22 protein-coding genes are annotated in these 25839 nt (G+C 72.9%); 11 read left to right on the top strand and 11 right to left on the bottom strand.

The window, feature by feature from the left end; all coding sequences use genetic code 11:
• The first annotated feature begins 11 nt into the window (after nt 1-11).
• A complete protein-coding gene (locus tag ACIA6A_RS23900; RefSeq protein ID WP_396100049.1) occupies nt 12-641 on the top strand; it encodes a DUF899 family protein in 630 nt (209 codons plus the stop codon).
• Between the two features lie 24 nt (nt 642-665).
• Here ACIA6A_RS23900 and ACIA6A_RS23895 read toward each other — a convergent pair whose 3' ends face one another.
• Together ACIA6A_RS23895 and ACIA6A_RS23890 are read right to left on the bottom strand one after the other, a co-directional pair.
• Complete coding sequence (locus ACIA6A_RS23895; protein WP_396100048.1) at nt 666-1046, bottom strand: YccF domain-containing protein; 381 nt, start codon at nt 1044-1046, stop codon at nt 666-668.
• A gap of 47 nt (nt 1047-1093) precedes the next feature.
• Nucleotides 1094-2071: a ricin-type beta-trefoil lectin domain protein gene (locus tag ACIA6A_RS23890; RefSeq protein WP_396100047.1), complete on the bottom strand. Its 978-nt coding sequence runs from the start codon at nt 2069-2071 to the stop codon at nt 1094-1096.
• Nucleotides 2072-2225: 154 nt separating this feature from the next.
• On the opposite strand from ACIA6A_RS23890, the gene ACIA6A_RS23885 reads away from it, so the two are divergent.
• Genes ACIA6A_RS23885 through ACIA6A_RS23875 form a run of 3 tightly spaced genes read left to right on the top strand, consistent with a single transcriptional unit; the run spans nt 2226 to nt 8446 of the window.
• Complete coding sequence (locus tag ACIA6A_RS23885; protein ID WP_396100046.1) at nt 2226-3245, top strand: hypothetical protein; 1020 nt, start codon at nt 2226-2228, stop codon at nt 3243-3245.
• A 57-nt stretch (nt 3246-3302) separates the two neighbouring features.
• The gene (locus tag ACIA6A_RS23880; RefSeq protein WP_396100045.1) at nt 3303-6623 is read left to right on the top strand and encodes a hypothetical protein; all 3321 of its coding nucleotides are present in this window, start codon (nt 3303-3305) and stop codon (nt 6621-6623) included.
• Nucleotides 6624-6676: 53 nt separating this feature from the next.
• On the top strand, nt 6677-8446 hold the full coding sequence (locus ACIA6A_RS23875; RefSeq protein ID WP_396100044.1) for an alpha/beta fold hydrolase: 1770 nt from the start codon (nt 6677-6679) through the stop codon (nt 8444-8446).
• 26 nt (nt 8447-8472) lie between these two features.
• On the opposite strand, the gene ACIA6A_RS23870 is transcribed toward ACIA6A_RS23875, so the two are convergent.
• From ACIA6A_RS23870 to ACIA6A_RS23855, 4 genes are all read right to left on the bottom strand, one after another.
• Entirely contained in the window at nt 8473-10908 is a 2436-nt protein-coding gene (locus tag ACIA6A_RS23870) for a VIT domain-containing protein (RefSeq protein ID WP_396100043.1), read from the bottom strand.
• Nucleotides 10905-11540, bottom strand: a complete 636-nt coding sequence (locus ACIA6A_RS23865) for a MerR family transcriptional regulator (protein ID WP_396100042.1) — start codon at nt 11538-11540, stop codon at nt 10905-10907. Before ACIA6A_RS23865 ends, ACIA6A_RS23870 begins: the two co-directional genes overlap by 4 nt.
• A gap of 150 nt (nt 11541-11690) precedes the next feature.
• On the bottom strand, nt 11691-11945 hold the full coding sequence (locus ACIA6A_RS23860) for a hypothetical protein (RefSeq protein ID WP_396100041.1): 255 nt from the start codon (nt 11943-11945) through the stop codon (nt 11691-11693).
• Nucleotides 11882-13084 carry an MFS transporter gene (locus tag ACIA6A_RS23855; RefSeq protein ID WP_396100040.1) on the bottom strand — a complete coding sequence of 401 codons (1203 nt, stop codon included), beginning with the start codon at nt 13082-13084 and terminating at the stop codon, nt 11882-11884. The genes ACIA6A_RS23860 and ACIA6A_RS23855 overlap by 64 nt, the downstream gene beginning before the upstream one ends.
• A 58-nt stretch (nt 13085-13142) precedes the next feature.
• On the opposite strand from ACIA6A_RS23855, the gene ACIA6A_RS23850 reads away from it, so the two are divergent.
• Complete coding sequence (locus ACIA6A_RS23850) at nt 13143-14084, top strand: ArsR/SmtB family transcription factor (protein WP_396100039.1); 942 nt, start codon at nt 13143-13145, stop codon at nt 14082-14084.
• Nucleotides 14085-14118: 34 nt separating this feature from the next.
• Here ACIA6A_RS23850 and ACIA6A_RS23845 read toward each other — a convergent pair whose 3' ends face one another.
• Together ACIA6A_RS23845 and ACIA6A_RS23840 are read right to left on the bottom strand one after the other, a co-directional pair.
• Nucleotides 14119-14916: an ABC transporter permease gene (locus ACIA6A_RS23845; RefSeq protein WP_396100038.1), complete on the bottom strand. Its 798-nt coding sequence runs from the start codon at nt 14914-14916 to the stop codon at nt 14119-14121.
• Nucleotides 14913-15812 carry an ABC transporter ATP-binding protein gene (locus tag ACIA6A_RS23840; protein ID WP_396100037.1) on the bottom strand — a complete coding sequence of 300 codons (900 nt, stop codon included), beginning with the start codon at nt 15810-15812 and terminating at the stop codon, nt 14913-14915. Before ACIA6A_RS23840 ends, ACIA6A_RS23845 begins: the two co-directional genes overlap by 4 nt.
• Before the next feature lie 132 nt (nt 15813-15944).
• Here ACIA6A_RS23840 and ACIA6A_RS23835 point away from each other — a divergent pair, with 132 nt between their 5' ends.
• On the top strand, nt 15945-17258 hold the full coding sequence (locus ACIA6A_RS23835; RefSeq protein ID WP_396100036.1) for a histidine kinase: 1314 nt from the start codon (nt 15945-15947) through the stop codon (nt 17256-17258).
• Nucleotides 17237-17983, top strand: a complete 747-nt coding sequence (locus ACIA6A_RS23830; RefSeq protein WP_396100355.1) for a response regulator — start codon at nt 17237-17239, stop codon at nt 17981-17983. Before ACIA6A_RS23835 ends, ACIA6A_RS23830 begins: the two co-directional genes overlap by 22 nt.
• Nucleotides 17984-18045: 62 nt before the next feature.
• Here the strand turns inward: ACIA6A_RS23830 and ACIA6A_RS23825 are convergent, their stop codons facing one another.
• On the bottom strand, nt 18046-19299 hold the full coding sequence (locus ACIA6A_RS23825) for a dipeptidase (RefSeq protein WP_396100035.1): 1254 nt from the start codon (nt 19297-19299) through the stop codon (nt 18046-18048).
• A 214-nt stretch (nt 19300-19513) separates the two neighbouring features.
• Here ACIA6A_RS23825 and ACIA6A_RS23820 point away from each other — a divergent pair, with 214 nt between their 5' ends.
• The 4 genes from ACIA6A_RS23820 (at nt 19514) to ACIA6A_RS23805 (ending at nt 25140) form a co-directional block, all read left to right on the top strand.
• Nucleotides 19514-21109, top strand: coding sequence for a DNRLRE domain-containing protein (locus ACIA6A_RS23820; RefSeq protein ID WP_396100034.1), 1596 nt, complete (start codon nt 19514-19516; stop codon nt 21107-21109).
• 80 nt (nt 21110-21189) lie between these two features.
• Nucleotides 21190-21663, top strand: coding sequence for a DUF1772 domain-containing protein (locus ACIA6A_RS23815; protein WP_396100033.1), 474 nt, complete (start codon nt 21190-21192; stop codon nt 21661-21663).
• Between the two features lie 53 nt (nt 21664-21716).
• Nucleotides 21717-22343, top strand: a complete 627-nt coding sequence (locus tag ACIA6A_RS23810) for an alpha/beta hydrolase (RefSeq protein ID WP_396100032.1) — start codon at nt 21717-21719, stop codon at nt 22341-22343.
• Nucleotides 22344-22416: 73 nt separating this feature from the next.
• The gene (locus tag ACIA6A_RS23805) at nt 22417-25140 is read left to right on the top strand and encodes a putative bifunctional diguanylate cyclase/phosphodiesterase (protein ID WP_396100031.1); all 2724 of its coding nucleotides are present in this window, start codon (nt 22417-22419) and stop codon (nt 25138-25140) included.
• 33 nt (nt 25141-25173) lie between these two features.
• Here the strand turns inward: ACIA6A_RS23805 and ACIA6A_RS23800 are convergent, their stop codons facing one another.
• Both ACIA6A_RS23800 and ACIA6A_RS23795 read right to left on the bottom strand, forming a co-directional pair.
• Nucleotides 25174-25482, bottom strand: a complete 309-nt coding sequence (locus ACIA6A_RS23800; protein WP_396100030.1) for a TM2 domain-containing protein — start codon at nt 25480-25482, stop codon at nt 25174-25176.
• Nucleotides 25479-25811: a hypothetical protein gene (locus ACIA6A_RS23795; RefSeq protein WP_396100029.1), complete on the bottom strand. Its 333-nt coding sequence runs from the start codon at nt 25809-25811 to the stop codon at nt 25479-25481. Before ACIA6A_RS23795 ends, ACIA6A_RS23800 begins: the two co-directional genes overlap by 4 nt.
• Between the last annotated feature and the right edge of the window lie 28 nt (nt 25812-25839).

Raw genomic sequence — 25839 nt, 5'->3', positions numbered from 1 at the left:
ATTCTGGAACCATGACAAAACCGCAGGTAGTGACGCTCGACGAGTGGGAGTCGGCGCGGGCCGGGCTGCTGACGGCCGAGAAGGAGGCGACCCGGGCGCTCGACGCCCTCGCCGCCCGGCGCCGGCGCCTGCCCATGGTCGCGTTCACCGGTGACCACACGTTCGGCACGCCGGACGGGCCACGGTCGCTGCCCGATCTGTTCGACGGCCGCGAACAATTGGCCGTGTACCAGTTCATGGACAACGGGCCCGGCCACTTCTGCCCCGGCTGCACCGCGTTCACCGACAACGTGCCCGGCCCCGCGCTCGACCGGCTCGCCGCGGGCGGCATCAGCTGGGCGACCGTGTCGGACATGCCGCTCGCCCAGATCGAGGCGTACAAGATCACCCGGGGCTGGACCCTGCCGTTCGTGTCGTCGCACGGCACGTCCTTCGCCGCCGACTGCGGGGCCGGCGGAGGCTTCATGCTCAGCGTGTTCCTGCGCGACGGCGACGACATCTACCGCACGTACGCCACGACCGCGCGCGGCGTCGACCGGCTCCTGTTCACCAACAACATCCTGGACCTGAGCGTGTACGGCCGCCGGCAGGACTGGGAGGACTCCCCGGCCGGCTGGCCCCAGCACCCGACCTACGGCTGACCGGCCGGGTGCGCGGGGTGCGGCTCAGTCGAGGTCGACGATCTCGCGGCCGAGGGGCCAGAACGCGGCCGGGACCAGCTTGAAGTTGGCGATACCGAACGGGATGCCGATGATCGTCACGCACTGGGCGATCCCGGCGGTGATGTGGGCCAGCGCCAGCCACAAGCCGGCCAGCACCACCCAGAGGACGTTGGCCAGCCCCGAGGCGACACCCGCGCTGGGGCGGCTCACGACGGTCCGCCCGAACGGCCACAGCGAGTAGACGGCCAGCCGCATCGACGCGACGCCGAACGGGATGGTGACGATCAGCGCGAAGCAGATCAGCGCCGCGACGCCGTACCCGATCGCCAGGAGGAGGCCACTGCCGAACACGAACCAGAGGACATTCAAGATCAATCGCACCACTCCATGATGACCGATCCGTGCCACCCCCCGATCCATTGCCTGACCTCTCAGGGGAAACGCCAGCGCTGGTCCGGGTCACCGTCGCAGTCGTCCGTCCGTACCCATGGGATGGTCCGGCGTCCCTCGGACGGTGCGGTCAGGCAGTCGCCGGTCGCCACGTTGGCCAGGGTGCCGTCCGTCCCGGGCCGCCATCGGGCGGTGGTGGCGGCGGTGTCGCACGGCGCGATCCGCACGAGGCTGTCGAAGGTGCTGCCGGCGCACTTGCCGCTGACCCGCAGCGTGCCGTCGGCGGCGAGGGTCCAGGCCTGGGCGGTGGTGCCGTTGCATGCGAAGACCTGGACGTGGTTGCCGTCGACGACGACGCCACCGTTCAGGTCGAGGCACCGCCCGCCGGTCCCGGTGATGATCCCGGTCCGGTCCACCGGTGCGATCTCCGGTGACGGCGGTGCGATCGCACTCGCGCTGGGGGCCGCGGACGTGCTGGACGCGGGTGCCGCCGAGGCCCGCGAGGAGGAGGCCGACGTGGCGGCGGCGGCCGAGGTGGCCCGGCCGGTCGAGGTGCGGTCCGCCGTCGTGCGCCGCGGCGCGTCCGCCGGGGCCGGGGGCTCGGCGACCGTCGCTTCCGGGGTACCGGTCACCGGCGTCGACCATGGTGGCAGCGTGACGTCGTGAAAGGACTGCGGCGTGCGGGGCCCGCCGGAACGGTTCGCGGCGACGAGTCCCGCGACGCCCAGCAGCAGCACCAGGAATCCGGCGCCGGCCAGGGCGAGCAGGGAGCGGTTCCCGGTCAGCACGCGCACCGATCGGCCGGCGGCCCGGGCGAGCAGGGACCGGCCACCGGTGCGCTTGCGCCGGCCGGCGGGGGAGTCCGTGGCGGCCACGCGGGGCAGCACCACAGTGGCGTCGGCGTCGTTCGCCGGCGGTGCGGCTGGCCAGGTCTGCGCGGACGGGCGTGGGGCGTCGGCGTGGATGTACGGGCGGACCAGCAGAGGATCCCCGTCCGCGGTGTCGTCCTGCTGCGTCATTCCGGCCTTCGCTCGAGCGGTCGGGTGGTTGCTGGGACGGTACCGAATCCCGCCCCCGCGAGCGCCGTCCGAACAGACATGATCTTGCGACCTTAGCGTTGCTTTAACTGTCAAATAACGTCGGGTTAGGGCCCGGCCCGACAGAGTCACCGGCATGTCATCACTGCGCACCAAGAGCCTCGCGGCGCTCGCGGCGTTCGCCGCGGCCGTCCCGCTCGTCGCGATCACCGCCCCGACCGCGGCCCGGGCGGCGAGTTCCAAGTTCTGCGACGGCGGCAGCTATGCGGTCCTCGGCAAGGTCGGCCAGAAGGACCGTTTCCGGGGTACGGTCACCGCGCCGGCCGGGCGCTTCACCGTGCAGGGAAAGTTCACCCGGTTCACGGTGGACCCCGCCACGTTCGCCATCTACGACTACGCGTTCACCGGCGCCGCCAACCAGGGCGACATGACCGGCGGACGGGCCACCCCGGTGTACGCGAGCAAGGTGCCCGACCACCGCGGGCTGTCGCTGACCGGCGGCATCAGCCTCGAGCTGCGCGACGAGGACATGACGATCTCGCGCACCGGTCCCGGCGGCCTCAGCATGAAGATCCAGGCCAAGGACTGTGCCCAGGGTGGCATCTTCCAGATGGAGGTCGGCCGGGGCGACGGCACCCGCACCCGGATCGTGCACACCCTCACGGACCCGTCGTTCTACTACGACAACCCGAACTTCCGGGCCCGCCTCGGCCAGTTCCTCGGCTCGGAGTGCACCAGTCCGCAGACGGGTCCCGCCGGGCAGTACTGCGTCCGGGTCACCCCGCGGGTCAACATCGGCAGCGACACCGCCCCGGGCCTGATCCTGCGCGACAGCGCCCAGGTCGCCACCCGGGTCCCGCAGGCGTCCTGCGGCCCGGACCTCACCAACGCCCTCGGACTCACCGAGACCAAGGACCACTGTGGTGCGACCAGCGTCTGGGACGTGGCCAGTGGCGGCCGGCTGGGCATGGTCACGGGCGAGGACGCCACGGAGGTGGCGAACCCGCCGACCACCTGCACCACCGACTGCCAGGCCGAGAACCAGGTGAAGGGCAAGCTCGTGAGCCTCGGCTTCCCGGCGGCGGTCCCGGCCGACGTCAAGCTGAACCCGCGTACGTCGCCGGACGGCCTGACCGCGCCGATCACCGCTCCCTGACCGCGTGACCACCGGCCCGCCCCTCCCCGGGCGGGCCGGCCCGGGCAGAATGCGGTGGTGCTGCCCGCCGAGCTTGATCAACTGCCGTACCCGCGCCGCGTCCCCACCCTGCTGGCCATGCTGCGCGGGCTCGACGACCCGGAGCCCGCGGTCGCGCAGCTCGCCGGCGGTGGCCCGGACGAGCGCTTCCTGGCGGTCACCGCGGCCACCGCGCTCGGCCTGCGCGCCGTCGTGGCCGGGGCCGTCGAGGACCCCGATCCATCGGTACGGGCGGTGGCGGTCAGGAACGCCCTCCGAGCCGGTTGGATCCCGGCTCCGCAGCTCCTCGCCGACGCCCCGGCCGCGTCCCGCCGCATGATCCTGCGCCGCCTCCGCGAACGACCGGGCTCCGGTGACGAGATCATCGACCTGGTGCGGGAACGCCACGGGGACCGCGAAGCCGCCCTGGCCCTCCCCGCGTGCACCACCGCGACCGTCGAACGCCTGCTCCCGGACCTGGCCCCGGCGGTCGTCTCGTGGAAGGCCCTGGGCCACCGGCACGGATCCGCCGTCCTCGCTCATGCCGCCGCCCGCCTCGCCGAGGACGGACCCCTCGTCTGGGACGAGATCACGCCCGCGGTCGGCGCGAGCGTCCACGCCGGGCCGGAACTCGTCCTCGACCTGCTCGAACGGCACCCGCTGCCGGCGGGCCTGCCGCCGGTCGACCTGCGCCTGCCGGCGAGGGCCGCCCCGGCGCGGGTGCTGCGGCTCCTGCTCGGTCACACCGGTGACGTTCCCGCCACGGCTGTGCTCCGGTCGCTGCGGGACCTGCCGATCGAGGATCTGGCCGCCCTGGTCCGGAACCGGCCCGGCCCCGGTCCGATGCTGGCGGCCCTGCCTCCGGGGCGCCGGGCGGCGCTGTACGACGCGCTGCCCCCGGCCGGCCCCTTCCTCGACGACCGGTCGTTGAGCCTGGTCCCATCGTGGGTCCGGCACCGCGAGGCCCGGCGGGTCCTGGCGCTGCCCGAGGTGGCGGCGCACGAGACGGACCGGGCGCGGTGGAGCGCCTACCTGCCGGGGGAGGAGGCGCTCCCGGTGCTCGACGAGCTCGCCCGCGCCGCGGATCCCCGCAGCCGCGCCACCGCGTACGACCGGATGGGCGAACTGGCCGGCCGGGAGCCCGGCGTGCTGCCCGCGGTCCTGGCCCGCTACGCGGCACTGCGCCACGAGCAGGATCCGGTACGCCGGCACGTGGTCCGCCAGCTGACCACGCTCGCCCGGCACATCGGCCCGGAGTCGGCCGGCCTGCTCACCCGCATCGTCGACGACGCCCTCGCGGCCCCGGACCTCTCCGGCGACAGCCGCCGGGCGCTCGGCACCCTGCCGTGGGAGCTGCTCGAACGGCACCCGGACGAACCGGCCCTGGTCCGGTGGTCCCTCGACACGATCGCCCGTCTGCCCGGGACCGTCCCGGCGGACCTCGGGGACCGTCTGCGCCCCGGCCAGGAACACCTCGTGGTCGCGGCCCTGCACCACCACCTCACGGCTGACGCCGCTGTCCTGTGCACCCTCGCCGAGTCCCTGGGCCGCCGGGCCTGGGCGGTCCCGGACCTCCAGGACCTCCTGCACCTCGCCGCGACCGACCGCGACGGGCACCCCCAGCGAGCCGTCCCCCTCTGGCTCGCCGACCCGTCCACCCGTGACGAACGGGTCGCGACGCTGATCGCCTGGGACCCGTCGACGGTCCAGCTCGACGCGGTGTGGCGGGCCGTCTGCGCCCGCCGCACCGACCTGCTCGACGCGGTCCTGCCCGGCCCGCCGCTCGGGCTGATGGTCGGCCGCCGGGCCCGCTGGCGTCCCGGCCCGCCCCACCACGTGCGCCGCTGGCTGCCGAGGCAACGGCGCGCGTACGCCGAGGCCCTGGCCGCGATCGCCGCCGACCCGGCCCTCGACACCGGCTTCCGGGCCGCGGCCCTCACCGACGCGGCGAAGGTCCCGGGGATCGGCCGTGAGATCCTCGCCGTCCACCTCCACCCCTCGGCGACCGACCCGTCTCTTCTGCGGCTGCACGAGACCGCGCTGCGCGGCCTGCCGTGGACGGACCGCCCCGGCGAGGAACTGGGCGAGCTGCTCGCCCACGCGAGCGACGACCACGCCCGCGTGGCGCTGTCCGCGGCGGAACGCGCCGCCCGCTTCGTCGCCCCGTCCCACCTGCTCACCCACCTCGGCGACCTCGCCCTCGGCCGAACCCCCGGCGCCGGGACCGTGCCGACCGGGCCGGGCCCAGCGGGAGCGGCCGGGCCGGTGAGGCCGCAGGATGTTGCCGGCGCCGCTGGGCTGGCTGGACCGGCCGCGGTCCGGTTGACCAGCCGTAAGGCGGCCGTCCGGCTGCTCGGCCGTTACGGGCCGCCCGGCGCGGTGGACGTCCTGGCGCAGGTGTGGCGGCAAGGTGGCGCTCACCGGGACCTCCGGGCCGCTGTCGTAGCCGCCGTCCGGGGCCGGTGGACGTCGCCGGTGACCTGGGTGATCCTCGCCGAGGCCGCCACCGGCACCCGGGAGGAGATCGCCGCGGTGCTCGCGGTGGACCCGCGGACGCTGACCCGTGCCGCGCGCGTGCGGTACGCCCCGCTCGTCGCCGCGACCTGTACCGGCCCGGACCGGACAGCCGCCGCTGCCGGGTGGGAGACGCTGCCGTCGTGGATCCCGTGGGCGCCGGATGTCACCGGGATGGTCGTCGGCGCGCTCTGCGGCGCCGATCCGGCGAACGGGCTCCGTGCCCCCGGCCAGGCCCGCCTCATCGATGCGCTGCTGACCCGGCCGCCACAGCCGGGCCGCGGTTTCCTGGAGCAGGTCGCCGAGCGCCTGGTCGCTCGCGACGCCGCCGACCCGGACCCCGGCACCTCTCGCGCCGACCGCCCGGCCCGGCGCCGGCTGGAGTCGGTGGTCGAGGACGCCCAGGGGCCGTGGCAGCATCCGGAACCCGTGCGCCGCGCCGCGCTGCACCTGGCCGGGATCCCCCGCTTCCGGGGGCTGGCGGCGACGTTGCTGGTCTCGCTGGTGGATCTCGGTTCGACCGGGCCGGACCCGCTGGTCGCCGGCCTGGCCGAGATATCGGATCTGCTCACCGGCCGTCCCGTGCTGGCCGCCCGGCTCGCGGAACAGCTGGGCAGCCGGGTGATCCGGGACAGCCACCGGGTCCGCCCGGCGACCGTGCTCGCGGTGGTGAACCGGCTCGGAGCACGCGAGGACAAGGCCGGTGGCCTGTTCGCGCTGGCGCTGTTCCAGGCCGGCACGGTGCAGGGCTGGAGCGATCCCTGGCTGGCGGCCCTGCACCGGCTGCGCGCCCACCCGGACGCGGATGTCGCCGACGCCGCGTACGCGAGAACGCCGGCACCGTAACTGCACCCGCACCATTCTCTTTCCTCGCGACCCGGCGTACCGAAGAAAGCGGCATGCCGCTCTCCTCCCGCCTGCTCGCCGCCGGTTTCGCGGGTCTCGTCCTCACCGCGACCGCCGTGGTCCCGGCCTCGGCCGCACCCGTGTCCCCGGGCAGGACCGTGGCGGCCGGGGACGTGACGGCGGCCGCGACCTCGGCGCGGACCAGTGCGACCGAGGCCCGCCGGGTCGGCGGAGTGAAGACTCCCGACCTGCGCTGGTACTCCTGTTACGGCTGGGCTCAGTGCGCCACCGCCGAGGTGCCGCTCGACTACGACAACCCGTACGGTGAGCAGACCACCGTCGCCCTGCTCCGGGTGAAGGCGACCGACCAGAAGCACAGGATCGGCAGTCTGTTCGTCAACCCGGGCGGGCCCGGGGCGTCCGCGACCACGTTCGCGCTGCTGTCCTCCGGCGTGCTCAGCTCGTCGCTGCTGCGCCGTTTCGACATCGTCGGCATGGATCCGCGCGGCATCGGGTCGAGCGACAACATCGCCTGTTTCAAGGACACCCGCCGGCAGACCAACGCGCTCAAGGGCATGAACGTCGCCTTCCCGGTCGGGAAGAAGCAGACCAAGGCCTACCTGGCGAGCGTACGTAAACTGGCCGTCGGCTGTTCCACCACCGGTCGCCGGCTCGCCGGGGCCATGTCGACCGCCGAGGTGGCCCGCGACATGGAGGTCATGCGCCGCGCGGTCGGCGACAAGAAGCTGAACTACCTGGGCTTCAGCTACGGCACCGCCCTCGGCCAGTACTACGCGAACATGTTCCCGGACCGCTTCCGGACCATCGCCGTCGACGGCGTGATCAACCCGCGCTCGTGGGTGGGCTCGGCGAAGACCGGGAACACGATCCAGGACGTACGGCTCGGCTCGGCCAAGGGTGCCGAGCGTGCCCTGGCCCGCATCCTCGAACTCTGCGACCTGGCCGGCACCACGAAGTGCTCCTTCGCGGCGGGTGACCCGGTCAAGCGGTTCGCCGCCCTCGCCGCCCGCCTCAAGGCGAAGCCGATCACGGTCCAGGGCACCACGATCACGTACGCGACGTTCATCGGTGCCGTGCTCAGTTCGCTGTACGGCGAGCAGGCCCCCGAGGACGTCACCGGCATCGCCGCCGACCTGTGGACACTGACCGCGGAGAACGCGTCGCAGGCCGACGTCACGGCGGCCCTCGCCCGGGTGCGCCGCAACCGCGCCTTCGCGTACGACAACTCGCTCGATGCCTACGCCGGGGTGATGTGCACCGACGGCCGGCACCCGGCGACGTCGTCGTCGTGGCCGGCGAAGGTCGCCAAGGCGTCGAAGCGTGCTCCCTATTTCGGCGCGGCCTGGGCCTGGGCGAGCGCGCCGTGCGCCCGCGACATCTGGACGGTCCACGACGAGGACGCCTACACCGGCCCGTTCACCCGCCGTTCCAGGAACACCGTGCTGGTGGTCGGCAGTTACTGGGACCCGGCGACGAACTACTACGAGGCGGTCGGCTCGGCCGGTCAGCTCGGCAACGCCCGTCTGCTCAGCAGCGACAACTTCGGCCACACCGCGTACGGGTCGTCGGCGTGCGTCGACACCGCGATCGACAACTATCTGCTCCACAAGGCCCTCCCCACCACCGGCAAGGTGTGCACGGCCGCGGCGCCGTTCGCCACCGCGAACCCCGCAGCGTCGCTGACCACCGCCACGGCGGCCCTGGACCTGACGACTGTCACCAAGGAGCAGATCGCCGCCCAGGGCCGGCCCGCCGCGGACGCCGCCAAGCAGCGCCCGCCCGTCACCCGCGGACCGTTCTGACCGTCCGCGGGTGACGGCCCGTCAGGTCATCGCTTCCAGAACGGCTTGCGTCCGGGATCCGCTGAGGAACCCGGCCGGAAGCCGTCGAGCACCTCCCGGGCGTCCGCCCACTTCGTGGCCAGGTCGCCGTCGGCGCGCAGCCGTTCGACGAGGGCCCGCAGCGGCTCGACCTCGGGATCGCTCATGGTCTCCAGCAGGGCCGCGAGGCGGGTGGCCAGGTCGTCGAGCAGGTCGCGGCGCTGCGCCACGGACCGGTCCGCGGCCTCGCCGAGGCGTTCGGCCTCGAGCCTGACGATCGCGGTGAGGTCCTCGACCGTGAGCCCGGTGCTCGCGGGGACGGCCGACTTGGCGAGGCGAGGTGCGCCCGCCCGGCCCGATGACGCGGCCCGGCCGAACATCGCGGGGAGGCCCGACGGTGCGGGGCGGCCGGTGGGCGTCGGGCGGCCCGTCGGGGCGAGCCCGGACGGTACCGCCGCGAACGGCTGCGGCCCACCGTAGGAGACGGCGGCCGGGGCGAAAGCGGGCCCGGCCGGGGGCGGCCCGGCGGCGACCGGAGGCGCGCCGCCGGCCATCAGGAACGCCGCGTCGTGCGACTCGAAACTCTGCCAGCCCGACGGGGACTCGACCGGTTGGGTCACCCGCTCGGTGCTGCCCCCCTCGGTGACGACCCGGTTGTCGACCGCCACGTACGCGGTGAACCGGCACAGCACCCCGAATCGCAGCGAGACCCCGACGATCTCCTTCTCCAGGCTGCGGTCACCCGCCGCGTACCTGTCCTCGAGCTCACGGAGCCGGCTTCGGGCCCACTGCGCGGTCACCGCGGACTCGTCGCCGTGTTCGACCGTGATCTCGGTCAGGAACTCCTCGTCGTCGCGGGTGCGGCCGCGCACGGCGACCGTGGCCGGCACCGCGCCGCAGTGCCGGCCGAACAGCACCAGCGGCACCCCCGGGAAGATCGAATGCGCCCGCGCGCCGGTGTCGACCCCGCTGACGGTGATGTCGGTGACCAGGGGAGCGCCGATGCGACGGTGGATCTGTTCCATCGCGTCGTCCAGCCGGTCCTCGCTCTCCACCAGCTCGCAACGCCCGGCCCCGATGGCGGCGAGCCGGCCCAGGAAGCCCGCGTTCACCGCGCGGTCGATGCCGACGGTGTGGATGCGGGTGCTGCCGACCAGGGACGTCAGCTCGGCGAGGATCTGATCCTCGTTGCCGACCTGCCCGTCGGTGACCAGGACCAGCACCCGGTCGCGGGCTTTGACATCGGTCAGCAGCCCCAGGCCGTCACGCAGTGGGGACAGCAGCTCGGTGCCGCCGCGTGCCTCCGCCCGCGCCAGATGCTCCACCGCCCGGAAGCGGTTGCGGTCGGTGGCGTCGGACAGGCCGGAGCCGAGGTCGTCGGGCCGCCCGACCTGGTGGTCGAAGGTCAGCACCGCGAACCGGTCGTCCGAGGTGAGGGTGTCGATCACCCGGGCGGCGGCGCGCCGCGCGGCGACCATCTTCCAGCCGCCCATGCTGCCGGAACGGTCGAGCAGCAGCACGACATCCTTCGGCCGGGCGGGGGAGTCGCCGTCATCGGGAGGCAGCACCACGAGCTGGAACGTGCCCTCGGCGGCGTCCGCCGCGGCGTCGGTGTCGCCGGTGCTGACGTCCGGCACGAAGACAGCGCCGGAACCGTCGCCCGCGTAGGGCAGGCGCAGGATGAAGTCGCGGTCCGCGCGTTCGCCGGCGGCGATCTCGATCCGGGTGCCGGCGGTCGTCACGGTGTGCAGGCTGGACCGGATCGAACCCAGCGGCAGGCCGGTGGTGTCGATGTCCACGCCGACGGTGAGCCGGAGCGGGTTGGGGAACCCGGGAAGCAGCACCGGGGGAGTGATGCGGGAGGCGTCCGGCACGGCGTCGGTGTCCAGCAGCCGCCCGTCACCCACCGGCTCCCCGGGCAACGCGGTGCCGGGCACGTACCGTGGCGCCACCACCAGCGGGAAGCGGAACGTCGCGGCGCCGTCCTCCCAGGGCAGCGGACCGGCCATGGTGAGTTCGACGGTCACGCGCTCGCCGGGCTGGATGTTGCCCACCCGCATGGTGAAGACGTCCGGGCGCTCCTCCTCGGCGATGGATGCCCGCTGCCCGGCCTCGATCGCCTGGTCGTAAGCGTGCCGCGCGGCGCCGCGCTCCTGCAGCTCGGCCTCGACCGTGCGGCCGTCGGCGGTCATGGTCATGCCGGTCACCGCGGCCCGGTCGGGCAGCGGGAACACGTAGGTCGCCTCGAGCGAGATGTCGAACGCGTTGATGAACTCGGTGGTCACCGTGGTGCGGGCGACCAGGCCACTGATCCGGGCCTGGACGTCCAGGCGGTCGAGCGGCAGGTTGCCCCGCTCGGTGCGCAGCGCGCCCAGCCCGGCATCGGGCAGGATCCGGATACGGCCGAGCTCCGCCGGCTCCATCGGCGTGACGGACAAGGTCATGTCGGGCTCCCATCATCGGTTCTCAGCAGGCCACGATCGTGGAGCAGAGTCAGCAGGGGTTGTGCGGCAGCGGTCACCGCGGCGAGATCGGCGGGGGACGGGCGGACCGGGATCACCAGAATCGCCCCGCCCCCGAGGGCGATGCCGCCGATCTCCATCGCCCCGGTGGGTAGGAAACAGATGTCGGGCCGTGGGTGGCGGGTCTCACCGGGCCGCGCGGAGAGATCGACGGCCGGCGCGGCCTCGGCCAGGGCCGGGGACGCGGTCCAGAAGCGGGGCCGGGCCACGTCGTGGGGGGTGTCACCGACCTCGCGGTGGTCGGTGGTCAGCACGGCGACCGGCACTCGGGCGACCTCGGCGAGGAGGTCCTCGGACGCTCCGGTCAGCTCGGCCTGGATCGCGGCGAGGGAATGGCCCTGGGCCTGGCGCCTCTTGATCGCCACGAGCTGCAGCAGATGCCGCTGTTCATACAGCGCATTTCGTCCCTTCATGCCGCTGGGCCGGTCGACCAGGCCGATCGTCGTGTACCACCGGACGGCCCGGCGGTCGGGCACGTCGCGGACCCGGCCGTTGGGCGCACCGGCGTACTCGGCCGCCAGTGCCCGGCCGACCCGGTCCACGAGCTCATCCATCGTCCACACCCGGACATCCTGACACTGTCACCGTGACACTGTCAACGTTTATGCGCTCATCCGCACCGGTACGATCTGCGACGGCAAGGGGGATCCGCGCACCGCGGACCCGTCCCGGATCAGCCGCGCCACCGCTGACGCCGAGGGCGGCTATTCGAACAGTGAGTGGTCGGTGCCGGCCCTGGCCCGTCGCCGTAGCTGGACCACCACGGCGTCCACGACCGCGACGACCGCCCAGCCGGCCAGCAGCCATCCCGGCACGGTCCATCCCCGGCTGAAGAGCAGGACGGACAGCCCGGTGCAGACGACGAACCCGAACAGGGCGAGGACGAGCCGCAGGTTCAGCGCGCTGTAGGGCTCATCGACGGTTCCCCGTCGGCCGGGCGGCTGGGCTGCGATCGGCATACGGTCAGCGTAGCCCCGAGCGAGACGACCGCCGCGATCACGATGGCCGCCGCCGGCGTCGCCAGTTCGGCGAGCGAACCGATCACGGTGGCGGCGACGGCCTGCGCGGTGAGCATGCCGCTCTGAGCCACGCCGAGGCCCTGCCCGACGAGGTCCCGCGGGACGGCGGCGAGGAAACGTTCCTGCAGCGTGAGCGTGGCCGCGTACCCGATCGAGGCGACCGCCACCAGCCCGGCCGCGACCATCGGGCCCGGCCGCAGGGCGAACGCGAGGTACGGGACGGCGAGCAGCACGTACAGCGGGAGACCCAGCCGGGCCCGGACCGCCGGGGTGACCCACCGCCCGACCACGAGATCGCCGGTCAGCATGCCCGCGGCGGCGGCCGTGAACAGCACCCCCGCGGCATCCCCGGCATACGGCACGAACATCACCTCGGCCCCGACGATCAACCCGTTCGGCAGCCACTGGGCGAGCAGCAGTACCCGCAACCGGGGCTCCCGGAACAGTCGCCGGTTTCCCTGCCAGGTGGCCGCCGGCGATGCCCGCCCGGTCGCCCGCGGCTCCCGACGCCGTAACCCGCCCCACGTCAGGAGAGCGGTCACCACACCGGCCCCGGCCGCGATCGCGAAAGCACCACGCGGCCCGGTGGTGGCGATCAGCACACCCCCGGCGGCGTACCCGAGGATCTGCATGACCCCGACGGACACGTTGAGCACCGACCGCCCGAGCACGTAGGCGCCGTCGCCGATGTCGAGGATGTCCACGAGCACGGCGTTGCTGATCGCCCCGGCCACGGCGTCGCCCAGCCCGCCCGCCACCACCAGCACCAGCACGGCCCAGACCGGCAGCACCCCCAGGGCGAGGACCCCGAGGAGTACGGCCTGCGCGGCCCGCCACCACGCCAGCGCGGCCCGCGGCGGCAACCGGTCGGCCAGCGACATCAGTGTCAGCGCACCGATCGCCTGGGGCAGGAACCCGACCAGGAAGGCCACCGCGGAGAGCAACGGCGAGCCGGTCCGCGCGTAGACGAACGCGGACAACGCCAGCATCTTGACCGTCATCGCGCCCACCGACACGGCGAACGTGGCGAAGACGGCCCGGAACTCGGCGAGCGCGAAGATCTGTCGGTAGGTGACCACGGGCCCAGGCTCGTGCAGACCCCCGTGGCGCACTACTGTTTCGCCGGAGGACGAAACCATGGCCACTCTGCGTCTCAGCTCCGCCGCCCTCGTCCGGGCGCGTTTCGGTATGTCCCCGATCGCCAACCTGGTCGCGGCGATGGTCACCGTGGACGGCCGGGCCGCGATCCCGGGCACGGGCGGACCGACGCCGGCCTGGCGCGCCACGGTCCGTGCCGCGATCGACGCCAGCCCCGTGCTGGTCGCGCTGATCGGCATGCTCCACCGCACCCGCAACATGCCGGACTTCATCGCGCTCCCACCGCGGAGCATGGAGACCACCATCGAGGAGGAGCTCGCGGCGATGCGGGCCACCCCGCCCGAGGTGGTCCGGCGCGACCTGCTGCTGAGCGTGCCCGACCCACCCGCCCTGCTGCACGACCCCGGGTTGCTCGCCGACGCGTTCACCGGCTTCTGGGACGCGGTCCTCGCCGAGCACTGGCCGCGCCTGCGGGCCGGCCTCGAACGCGACGTCGTGCGCCGCGCCGGCCTGCTGTCCGCCTACGGCTGGCAGCGTGCCCTCGAGGGCCTCGATCTCGTCTGGCACCCGGACGGCCGGATCGAGATACCCCGGATGCCGGGCCCGTCGCACCAGCTCGAGGACGCCGACCTGCTCTTCGCCCCGAATGCGTTCGCCCGTGGCTGGCTCGGCCTGGACCCACCGAGGTCCTATGTCCTGCTCTACGCCGCCGGCGGCGTGGCGACTTTCTGGCATCACCCGGAACCTCCTCGCCCCGATGCCCTCGACAGACTCGTCGGCCGGTCCAGGGCCACGCTGTTGCGTGCTCTGGACGAACCGGCCAGCACCAGCCACCTGGCCGCCCAGCACGCCCAGAGCCTCGGCGCGGTCGGCGACCACCTGGCCGTCCTGCGCGACGCGGGCCTGGTCACCCGCGCCCGCAGCGGCCGCTCGATCCTGTACCGCCGGACCGCTCTCGGCGAAGCCCTCCTCGCCGGCTGACCGGTGGACGCCGGTCAGCCGGTGCCGCGGGTGGTCAGTTGACCTCGCGGCGCAGCACCCGGACCGTGCCCACCGCCAGGGGGAGCAGCACCCAGACCGCGCACGAGACGCCCAGCCGTGCCCATTCGCCGCCGCTCATCGTCAGCGTGCTCAGCGGTGTCGAGGTGGTGTTGATGTCCACCCACGCGGCGGCCGTGGCCAGCGATTTCACCAGTGCGCCGAGCACCGACCAGGCCATCGGGATCGCGAAGTAGAGCACGATCGCCAGTGGCGAGTTCATCAGCAGCGCGCCGAACGCCGAGCCCATCAGCACGAAGATGACCTGGTTGAGCAGCAGTCGCCCGGCCTGGTCGGCGGTGATCTCCCAGCTCCCGTCACCGCCGATGCCGATGGCGATCAGGTTCGCCAGCGCGGACAGGGCCGCCGCCGCGACGGTCGCCGCGATCGCGATGAGCACGCCCGCGAGGAGCTTGGCCGCGACGACCCGGCCCCGCTCGGGCACCAGGGTGAAGGTGGTCAGCGCGGTCCGCTGCGACCACTCGCTGGTCATCGACAGGATGCCGAGCACCGGCAGCAGGACCGCCGCCGGCAGCAGGCCGAACGAGAAGAGAGCCTGGAACGTCTGCTCCTCGTTCGGTGCGGCGCTCAGCATGATCGCGGCCGTGCCGGCGGCGGCGAGCCCGATCACCACGAGCAGCCAGAAGCCCGAGCGGGTGTCGGCCAGCTTGCGCAGCTCGACGCGGACGAGCCGGACCATCGGGATGGAGCTGACGCGTGCCCCCGGGGCGGCGGCGGACGATGTGGTCAGTGGTGCGTTCTGCACGGCGGTCATCGGACGGCCTCCTTCACCGAGTCACCGGCGGTCAGGGTCAGGAACATCTGCTCGAGCCCGCCGCTGCCGGCGGGCCGCAACTCCAGCAGGACGAGGCCGTCCGCGGCCGCGGCCCTGCCCACGGTCTCCGCGTCGGCCTGCACGACGACGCCCCCGTCGGCCGTCTTCGTCGCGGACAGCCCGGCGCGGGTGAGCGTCGCTTCCAGGGCCGCCGCGTCGAGGGCGCGGACCAGGGTGCCCGAGGCCGCGAGGAGCTCGTCCTTGCCGCCCTGGGCCACGACCTTTCCGCCGCCGATCACGACGAGTTCGTCCGCGACCGCCTCGACCTCCCGCAGCAGGTGCGAGGAAAGAAGGACGGTGCCACCCCGGTCGGCGAACTCGCGCAGCAGGCCGCGCATCCAGAAGATGCCCTCCGGGTCGAGGCCGTTCGCCGGTTCGTCGAGGATCAGGATGCCGGGGTCGCCGAGCAGGGCGTACGCCAGGCCGAGCCGTTGCCGCATCCCCAGGGAGTAGGCCTTGACCCGGCGTTTCGCGGCGGTCCGGTTGAGCCCGACCCGCTCGAGGCTCGCGTCGACATGGCTCCGGTCGACGCCCAGGGTCAGCGCGGCGAGCGTCAGCACCTCCCGGCCGGTGCGCCCGGGGTGCTGGGCGGATGCGTCGAGCAGCACCCCGATGCGCCGCCCCGGGTTGCCCAGACGCTGGTACGGCAGGCCGTCGACGGTCGCCGTGCCGGAGGTGGGCGCGGTCAGCCCACAGATCATCCGCATCGTGGTGGACTTGCCGGCCCCGTTCGGGCCCAGGAAACCGGTCACCGTGCCGGGCTCGCAGACGAACGACACGTCATCCACGGCCGGGTGGGACCCGTACCGTTTGCTCAGGTGGTCTACCGAGATCATGCGTCCCAGCCTGCCGGGGCCGGGTGGCCGCCCGCAGCGGCCATGAGTCTGTGCCGGTGCGACCTTGGTCTATCAAAGGTATCGACTTTGGTCGGTATCGGCCCCGGCCGGCCCGTGCCTACGATGGCGGGCATGGGAAACGCGGCGGGCACGACGGTCCGGTCATCAGGGGAAACGGCGGGAGGTCCGACCCCCTCGCGCCCCGGTTCGGCCTCCGAGTACGCCTTCCTGCTTCCCGCGTTCCTGCGCGACGAGCCCGACCGTCCGCGGGGCCCGCGCTCGGGTCGCGACTGGATGATCGACGTCTTCTGCTTCACGCTGAGCATCGGCTGGGCAGTGCTCTGCATGGGTGACCTGCTGAGTCCTCAGCCGTCGATGATCCCGGGATGGGCGGGGACGGCACCGTGGCTGATCTGGACGGACATGGCGGTCGGCATCGCCCTCTCCGTCGCGCTGTGGTGGCGGCGGAGGTGGCCGGTGCAGATCGCGATCGCGGGGGCGGTGCTGGGCATGTTCGCGATCAGCGTCGCTGTGGCCGGCCTGATCGCTCTCTTCACGCTCGCGGTCCACCGGGGCTTCACCGCGACCGCGTGGTTGGCCGGTGCCACGATGGCGTCCACCGCCGTGTTCGGCTGGCTCCGGCCGGAGAAGGACACCGGGTTCCTCGAGTCCCTCCTCTGGAGCGTCATCTTCGTGATCGTCATCCAGCTCTGGGGGATGATCGTCAGGGCCCGCCGGCAGCTCGTGGTCTCCCTGCGCGACCGGGCGCAGCGGGCGGAGTCGGAGCAACGTCTGCGCGTCTCCCAGGCCCGCACGCTCGAGCGCACCCGGATCGCCCGGGAGATGCACGACGTGCTCGCCCATCGGATCTCGCTGCTGAGCCTGCACGCCGGGGCTCTGGAGATCCACCCCGGCGTGGCCGACACCGCGGTGGCCGGCGCGGCCGGGGTGATCCGGGCCAGCGCGCACCAGGCCCTGCAGGATCTCCGCGAGGTGATCACCGTGCTGCGCGAGCCGGCGGACGAGTCGGCTCCGGAACGCCCCCAGCCGACGCTGTCGGAGCTGCCCATGCTCGCCGAGGAGTCCCGCGCCGCGGGAGCCAAGGTGAAGCTCACGCTGCACGTCGAGGTCGAGCAGGCTCTGCGGATGCCGGTGGGCACGGGGCGCACGGCCTACCGGATCGTCCAGGAAGGCCTGACGAACGCCCGCAAGCACGCCCCCGGCACCACCGTCCAGGTCGCGGTCGGTGGGTCGGCGGGAACAGGGCTGACCATCGACATCCGCAACCCGGCCCCGGTGGGCAGGCCGCTGCTGGTGATCCCGGGTACGGGTACCGGTCTCATCGGACTGACCGAACGCGCCACCCTGGCCGGGGGCACGCTGTCCCACGGCCGGGACCCGTACGGCGAATTCGTCCTCGAGGCCTGGCTGCCATGGCCCACCTGACAACCCCGCCCAGCGGTGACCGGACCAGCGGTGACCGGACCAGCGGTGACCGGCCGGGCGCGATCCGGGTGCTGATCGTGGACGACGACGCGCTGGTGCGCGCCGGGCTGACCATGATCCTCTCGACGGCGGCGGACGTCGAGGTCGTCGGGGAGGCCGCTGACGGCTTCGAGGTCCCGGGGGCCGTCGCGGCGAGCCGGCCGCATGTCGTTCTCATGGACATCCGGATGCCGCGGGTCGACGGGCTCGCCGCCACCGAGGCGTTGCGGGGGCGGGACGGGTCGCCCGAGGTCATCGTGCTGACCACGTTCGATGCCGACGAGTTCGTGCTCCGGGCGCTGCGGGCCGGGGCGAGCGGGTTCCTCCTCAAGGACACCCCGCCGGCGGAGATCCTGCACGCCGTGCGCAAGGTCGCCGCCGGGGAGGCGATGCTCTCGCCCACCGTCACCCGGCAGCTGATCGCCCATGTGGCCGCTCCCGGCACCGCTCGTCCCGGCGCGCATCCCCATCGGAATCAGGCGCTGGCCACGCTCGGTGTGCTGAGCGAGCGGGAGCGCGACGTCGCACTCGCGCTCGGTCAGGGCCGGTCGAACGCCGAGATATCCCAGGAGTTGTTCATGAGCCTGGCCACGGTCAAGGCGCATGTCTCCCGGCTCCTGGTGAAGCTCGACCTGAACAACCGGGTCCAGGTGGCCCTGCTCGTCCATGACGCGGGCCTGTCATGACGCGGGCCTGTCATGACGCGGGCCTGCCATGAAGCGGTCCTGTCATGAAGCCGGGGGAGGGCTCAGGGGAGCATCGGCTCGGTGGCGTGGTCCTCGGCCGCGCGCAGGACCCGCAGGATGTTGCCGCCGGTGAGCTGGGCGAGGTCCGGCGCGGACCAGCCGCGTCCCGCGAGTTCGTCGAGCAGGCGGGGATACCCGGAGACGTCCTCGAGTCCCAGCGGCAGCCGGTCACAGCCGTCGTAGTCGCCGCCCAGGCCGACACTTTGCACCCCGGCCACCTCGCGGATGTGGTCGATGTGGTTCGCGACGTCGGTGATCGTGGCTTCCGGGCGGGGGTTGGCCGTCAGCCAGGGGCGGAATTCCGGGGCTTCGTCGCTCCAGAGCCGCGGACCCGGGGCTCCGGCCACGATCTCCTCGCCGGGGCGCGGTGCCCGGGGCCATTCGTCGGTGGCGAGGCCGAGGCGGGACCATTCCGCGTCCGCCGCGGTTTCCCAGGCGGCGACGGCGGCCGAGACGAACGACGGGACGAACGTGGCCATGCACACGCCTTCGTTGGCGCGCAGGCGTACCAGGACGTCGTCGGGGGCGTTGCGGCGGTGATCGGTGACCGCCCGGGCCGACGAGTGGCTGAAGATCACCGGGGCGGTGGCCACGTCCAGGACCGCGTGCATGGTCGCGGTGGCCACGTGGGAGAGGTCCGGCAGGACGCCGATGCGCTGCATCTCGGCGACGACCGCCCGGCCCTCGTCGTTGAGGCCGTTCACGGCGGCCACGTCCGCCGCCGAGTCCGCCCAGGGCGTGTTGTGGTTGTGGGTGAGGGTCACGTACCGCACCCCCAGGCGGGCGAACGCGCGCAGCACCCCCAGCGACGACGCGAGGCTGTGCCCGCCCTCGATGCCGATCAACGACGCGATCCGGCCGCCGGCGATGGCCGCCGAGACCTCCGCGGCGGTCCGGGCGATGGCCAGGTCCCGCGGGTACGCGGCGACGAGCCGGTACACGGCGTCGACCTGTTCCAGGGTCGCCACGACCGCGTCGGGTTCGGAGAGGTCCGAGGGGACGTACACCGACCAGAACTGGCCGCCGACCCCGCCCGCGCGCAGCCGGGCGATGTCGGTGTGGAACTCGGGCCGGTCCGCGGCCAGGCCCGCCACCCGGTATCCGGCCCGCGCACGCAGCGCCATCGGCAGGTCGTTGTGCCCGTCGACCACCGGCATCGCGGCCAGCGCGGCCCCGACCACAGCAGCGGCCCCGGCACCAGAAGCACCGGGCGACGTGGCGGGGGAGGAGGGCACAGGGGGCGAGGCAGAGGTCACGGGTCCTCCAGACAGTTGATGATCAGCGCGCGAAGCATATGACCGGAACCACCCGGGAGTCCGGATTCCCCGGCTGCGAAATCCTCAAGTCGCGCCGAAAGGACCGTTCGCAACCGGCGTGCACCCGTTCGGGACCGTGCCGCGCACCGGGCGCCCCGGAATCTCTTCTCATGCCCGGCCGGTCAGCGGCTGGACAACGCGGGGGAGACAAAAGTTGCGTCGCTCGAAGCTGAAGATTTCCGTTACCGCCCTGGCCGCCCTGGCTGCCGGTGCCGGCGCCACGATGGCCGGCGCGAGTGCTGCTGCCGCCGCCGGTTCGGAGCTGCAGCTGGCCGCCTCGGGTGACACGTACGTGTCGAGCGGTCGTAAGGATGCTTCGTTCGGCGCCGAGGCGAAACTCTCCGTGGGCCGTGAGGACCGGGACGTGAAGCTGGGCTTCCTGCGCTTCGTCGTCCCGGCCGGTACGCCGGTCACCGGTGCCCGGCTCAAGCTGGTCACCGTCGGTGACGTGGCCGGCAAGCTGACCCTGAACCGGGTCGCCGGCACCGACTGGTCCGAGTCGTCGCTGACCTCGTCGAACGCCCCCGAGCTGGGCGATGTCGTCGACTCGGCCACGCCGGGGGCGGACGCCGCGGAGGTGACGTTCGACGTGAGCAAGGCGGTGACCGGCCCCGGCACGTACGCGTTCGCGCTGCGGTCCGACGCCTCCTCGATCACCCGTTTCCGGTCCACGGAGTCCGGCACCGGCCCGGTCCTGCTCGTCGGCACCAGCACCGAGGTCCCGGACATGCCCGCGGAGGACATCCCGCCGGCGATCGAGGACGAGGACATGCCGCCGCCCCCGCCGCCGGCGACCGGGACGGCCACCGGTGGCGAGTGTGTGACCGGCAAGCTGCTCGTACCGTCGTGCGGTGTCCTGTGGGGTGCCGCCGCCGGTGGATTCACCGACGCGCCGCGTGACGCCGCGCTCAAGAACTGGGAGAAGCTCAGCGGCCGCACCGCCAGCATCTTCCACACGTACCACAAGGGTGACGAGCCGTTCCCGACCAAGTCCGAGATGGCGATGGCCCGCGACGCCGCCAAGCCCCGCGTGCTGCTGCTGAACTGGAAGATCGCGTACGGTTCGTCCTGGGCCAAGGTCGCCCAGGGTGACCAGGACGCCCGCATCGACAAGTTCGCCGCCCGGATCAAGTCCTCGTTCCCGGAGAAGTTCTTCCTCGCGCTCAACCACGAGCCGGAGAACGACGTGAAGCCCGGCAAGGGTTCCGGCTGGGAGGCCAGGGACTTCGCGGCCATGTACCGCCACACGATCGAGCGGCTGCGCGCCAAGGGTGTCACCAACGCGATCAACGTCATGGCCTACATGGGCAACGAGAAGTGGATGGCGCAGTCGTGGTGGAAGGACCTGTACCCGGGCGACGACGTCGTCGACTGGATGGGTCTGGACTCGTACGTCAGTGCCGAGAAGGGTTACTACCACTACGGTGCGTTCGGTGACCTGCTCGACCGTTCCGCGCCGGGTGGCCAGGGTTTCTACGACTGGGCCGCGAGCAAGCACGCCGCGAAGCCGATCATGGTCGCCGAGTGGGGCGTCTACCACCGGGTCGGCAGGACCGCCGACAAGTCGGCCGGTTACCAGAGCGTCCTGCCGGAGCTGAAGAAGCGCCCGAACATCAAGGCCGTCGTGTACTTCGACACCAAGCGTGACGACCAGGGTGACCGCGACATCAGCATCGACAGCACGAAGACCGCGCTGTCCGCGTTCCGCACCCTCGCCGCCGACAAGATCTTCGACGTCAAGATCCGCTGAAGCGCCAGCCGCTGAGAGACCGACGACCGAGCCGCCCGGTGGGACATCCGGGCGGCTCGGTCGTCGTTACTGTGGCGGGCATGGATGCGCTGAGGACCTCGGCCCTGCTCGCGGCGACGATCACCACGGGCCTGATGGCCGGCCTGTTCTATGCGTACTCGATTTCGGTCATGCCGGCGCTGCGCGGCGCTGCGGACGCGGTGTTCGTCGAGGTCATGCAGCGGATCAACCGGGCGATCGTCAACGGCTGGTTCCTGCTCTGCTTCCTGGGCGCCCTGCTCATCGGCCTGGCGGCCACGATTCTGATCGCCGCCGGGGGAGACCGCCGCGTTCTGGTCCCGGCCGTCGCCGGACTTTTCCTGTACGCCGTGCAGGTCGCGATCACCGCCGGTGTCAGCGTCCCGTTGAACAATGCCCTCGACGCCGCGGGACAGCCGGATCCGGTGGCGGTCCGCACGGCGTTCGAGGGTCGCTGGGTCCGCTGGAACACGGCCCGGACCTGGCTGTGCGCCGCGTCGTTCACCTCCTGGACAATCAGTTGTTGCTTCAACTAACCGGTACGGCGTACCGTGACCATGTTGGTTGCATCTTCAACTAAGGACTGATCATGGCGCACGCGTACCCGTCCCCCGAGGTCGCCGTCCGTGGCGACCTGGCCTCGGACGCCCCGCTGGTGGTGCTGCTGCACGGCCGCGGCTCGCACGAGAACGAGATCATCGCGCTCGCGGACCACCTCCCGGCCGGTCCGGTGTACGCCGCGGTCCGAGCCCCGATCACCGAGGGTCCCGGTTACGCCTGGTTCGCCAACCGGGGCATCGGCCGCCCCCTGCCGGAGTCCCTGCGCTCGACGCTCGACTGGTTCCGCACCTGGCTCGACGGCGTCGCCCCGGCCGGGCGCCCGGTGCACCTCGTCGGCTTCAGCGGCGGTGCGGCGTTCGCGGGCGGCCTGCTGCTCGACGACCCGGCGCGGTACGCGGGCGCGGCCGTGCTCTACGGGACGCTGCCGTTCGACGCGGGCGTGCCGGTCACTCCGGACCGCCTCGCCGGTGTCCCGGTGTTCCTGGCCCACGGCTCCCAGGACGTGGTGATCCCGCCCGAGCTGCAGGCCCGCACCTGGTCCTACCTGCACGACGAGAGCGGTGCGACGCTCACCGCCCGCCGCGACCCGGTCGGGCACGGCCTGGCCGCCCCGGCCGTGACGGCCCTGCGCGAATGGCTCGAATCCCTCAGGTGACCGGGCGCCCGCCCGATCTCGGGGGGACGAGACGTGCCGACCGGCACCTCGGACCGGGGTGGGGAGGCGTTCGATGGCCGGCCTCCGCCGGAGTCCCTGCACGATCCTCGTCGGGCTCCTCGTCGCCCTGTTCGCCGCGTGCATGTGGCTCGCGCCCGGCGGCTCGGCCGTCACGGTGCTGGTCTCCAACATCGCGTCGGTGCTGATGACGGTCGCCGCCGGTGGCGCCGCCCTCGCCCGGGCCGCCCGGCGCGGCGGCCGCATGGGCATCACCTGGGCCGGCATCGGGCTCGGCTGCTTCTCCTACGCGTACGGCGAGGCGAGCTGGGCGTGGACCGAGTCCGTCGAGGGGCACGCGGTGTCCTCCCCGGGCCCCGCCGACCTCGGATACCTGGGCATGGTGCCGCTGATCGTGCTCGGCCTGCTGTTCGTCCCGGTGGCCCGGCAGTCGCTGGCCAATCGGGTCCGCGGCATCGTCGACGGGCTGATGATCGCCTGTTCGCTGCTGCTGATCAGCTGGATCGCGGTGCTGCACCCGCTGATCGAGGCCGGCTCGGACAGCACACTGGGCCTGGTCGTGCTGCTGGCGTACCCGCTCGGCGACGTCGTGCTGGTCACCGTCGTGCTGTACACGCTGGCGCAGCTGCGCCGCCAGGGCCAGGACTCCGGGCCGCTCATGCTCATCGGTGCGGCCATGGTGGTGGTCGGGGTCGCCGACAGCGCGTACGCGTACCTCACCCTGCACGGCACCTACAGCTCGGGTGGGCTGCTCGACCTCGGCTGGTTCCTCTGTTTCGCGCTGGTCCTGCTCGCCGCGCTGCACCCCGACCCGGGTCCGGCCGCGGGACCCGACCCGGTCCTGGCCACCCAGCCGTTCGCCGTGCTGGTCCCGTACGCGGCCGTGGTCATCGCCCTGGTCTGCAGCGTCGTCTTCTACGCCGTCGCGGGCCGGGCGGACGCCTTCTACTCGTACTCCCGCTCGGCGCTGATCCTGCTGATCGTGGTCCGCCAGCTGCTCACCCTGCTGGAGAACCGGCACCTCACCCGCGACCTGGAGGACCGGGTCGGCGCCCGCTCGGCCCAGCTGACCGTCAGCGAGGCGCGTTTCCGCGCCCTGGTGCAGCAGAGCTCCGACTCGGTCGCGATCATCGACGCCGACTCGACCATCCGGTACCAGAGCGACTCGGTGAAGAAGGTCTTCGGCTGGACCCCGGAGCACCTCGTCGGCCGCCGGCTCACCGACCTCGTCGAGCCGGCCGGCCGGGCGGCGCTCGGCACCGCGATCGCCGCGGCGCTGCGCGCACCCGGCCGGGCGATGGTCCTCGAACTGCCCGTGCGGCACCGCGACGACACGGTCCGGCTCGCCGAGATGACCGTCACCAACCTGCTCGACGTCCCCGGCATCCACGGGCTCGTGCTCAACACCCGCGACGTGCACGATCAGAAAGAACTGCAGGAACGCCTCGTGCACGAGGCTTATCACGACAGTCTCACCGGGCTCGCCAGCCGGGCGTTGTTCCACGTACGGGTGGAGGAGGCGGCCGCTGGCTGGACCCGTACCGATGAGGTCGCGATCCTGGTCCTCGATCTGGACGGCTTCAAACAGATCAACGACAGCCTGGGCCACGCCGCCGGCGACCAGCTCCTCGTGCAGGTCGCGGAGCGGATCCGCGCGGTGGTCCGGGAGGACGACACCGTGGCGCGCATCGGCGGCGACGAGTTCGGCGTGGTCGTCGTGTCGGATCCGGCCCGCCGCGACGCCGAGGCGGTCGCCGGGCGCATCGCCGCGACCCTGCGCGAGCCGTTCCTGGTCGGCGGCCGCGAGCTGCGCACCACGGCCAGCATCGGCCTGGCCCGCGCGGCCGACGCCGAGGACGTGGACCAGCTCATCCGCAACGCCGACCTGGCCATGTACCGGGCGAAGGCGCCGGGCGGCGACGCGCTGGCCGCCTACGACCCGGCGATGCTGGCCGGCCTCGTCGAGCGTCTCGAACTGGAGGCGGACCTGCGGGTCGCGCTCGCCCGCGAGGAACTGACCCTGCACTACCAGCCGACGGTCGACCTGCGTACCCATGCGATCGTCGGTCTCGAGGCCCTGGTCCGCTGGCGGCACCCGGTCCGCGGGCTGGTCTCCCCGCTCGACTTCATCGGTATCGCCGAGGCGACCGGCCTGATCGTCCCGCTGGGCCGCTGGGTCCTCGCGGAGGCCTGCCGCCAGGCCGTCGCGTGGGGCGCCGGCACCACCCGGCCGCTCAAGATGGCGGTCAACGTCTCGGTCCGGCAGTTCGAGCACGGCGATCTGGCCGCGACGGTCGCCGAGGTGCTGGCCGAGACCGGCATGCCGGCCGGGCAGCTGTGTCTCGAGATGACCGAGAGCGTGCTGCTCACCGACACCGACGAGAACCTCACCCAGCTGCACCGCCTCAAGGCGCTGGGCGTCACCCTGGCGATGGACGATTTCGGTACGGGCTATTCGTCACTGGCCTACCTGCGCCGCTACCCGATGGACATTCTCAAGATCGACCGCTCGTTCGTGGACCGCCTCAGCGGCGACGCCGGCGCACCGGGGGAGCCGCAGGACGAGGCGCTGGTCGCCACGATCATCCGCCTCGGCCGCAGCCTCGGCATGACCACCGTGGCCGAGGGCATCGAGGACACCCGCCAGCTGGCCACGCTGCGCGACCTGCGCTGCGACCTGGCCCAGGGCTTCCTGCTGTCCCGCCCGCTCCCGGCCGGCGACGCCACCCGCCTGCTCGACGAGGGACTCACCCCGCTGCCCGACCACGTCATGGCCTAGCCTCCTAGGACGCCCTAGCGGGGGTGGGGGCGGTCACCGATCGGCGACCGTGCTGTCGAGGATGCCGTAGCGGCCCATGATCGTGGCTCGACGGGCCCGGTTGACCGCCCGGACCCGGCGGCCGAGGACGAACACGTCGGCCAGTGCCCACACCCCGAGCCCGCCCAGCGTGTACAGCATCGCGAACGACCGGGCGGTGTCACCGAGATAGAAGCGGTGCCCGCCGAAGACGCCGCTCACGCACCACAGCGCGTACGCGATCCGGGGTTCCTTGCGAACCGCCTCGTACTCGGCCTCGGCGCGCAGCACCCGCAGCCGTTCCCACTCCGGGAGCACCGTCATCGCGGCTCGATCTGCAGGTCGTGGAAGTCGCCGACCGAGAGGACGACCGTGCCGTCCTGGACGAGCTGGTAGTCCCACAGGACCCCGAACTCGAACGCGGTGAACAGCTCCCGCGCGGCCGGGGTCAGCGGGCCCTCGATCTCGATCGCGTCGCGCATGCCGGTCCAGGGGCGCACCTCGACCCGGGGCAGGGCCTGGAACTCGGTGCGGCCCGCACTCAGCGGACCCTCGCCGTCCGGCGTGTGGAGGCGGAACGTGTCTGCGCGGTCCAGGTGCTCCCGCAGCAGCACCGGCCACTCGTCGTCGGGCACACGGCCGAGGTATTCCACAGTCGGGTCCTTGTCGTCGTCGCGGATG

It is taken from the genome of Actinoplanes sp. NPDC051494 (assembly GCF_044454705.1).
Classification (GTDB): Bacteria; Actinomycetota; Actinomycetes; order Mycobacteriales; family Micromonosporaceae; genus Actinoplanes.
The sequence above is the reverse complement of the archived record's forward strand: the minus strand, read 5'-3'. Positions and strand labels throughout refer to the sequence as shown.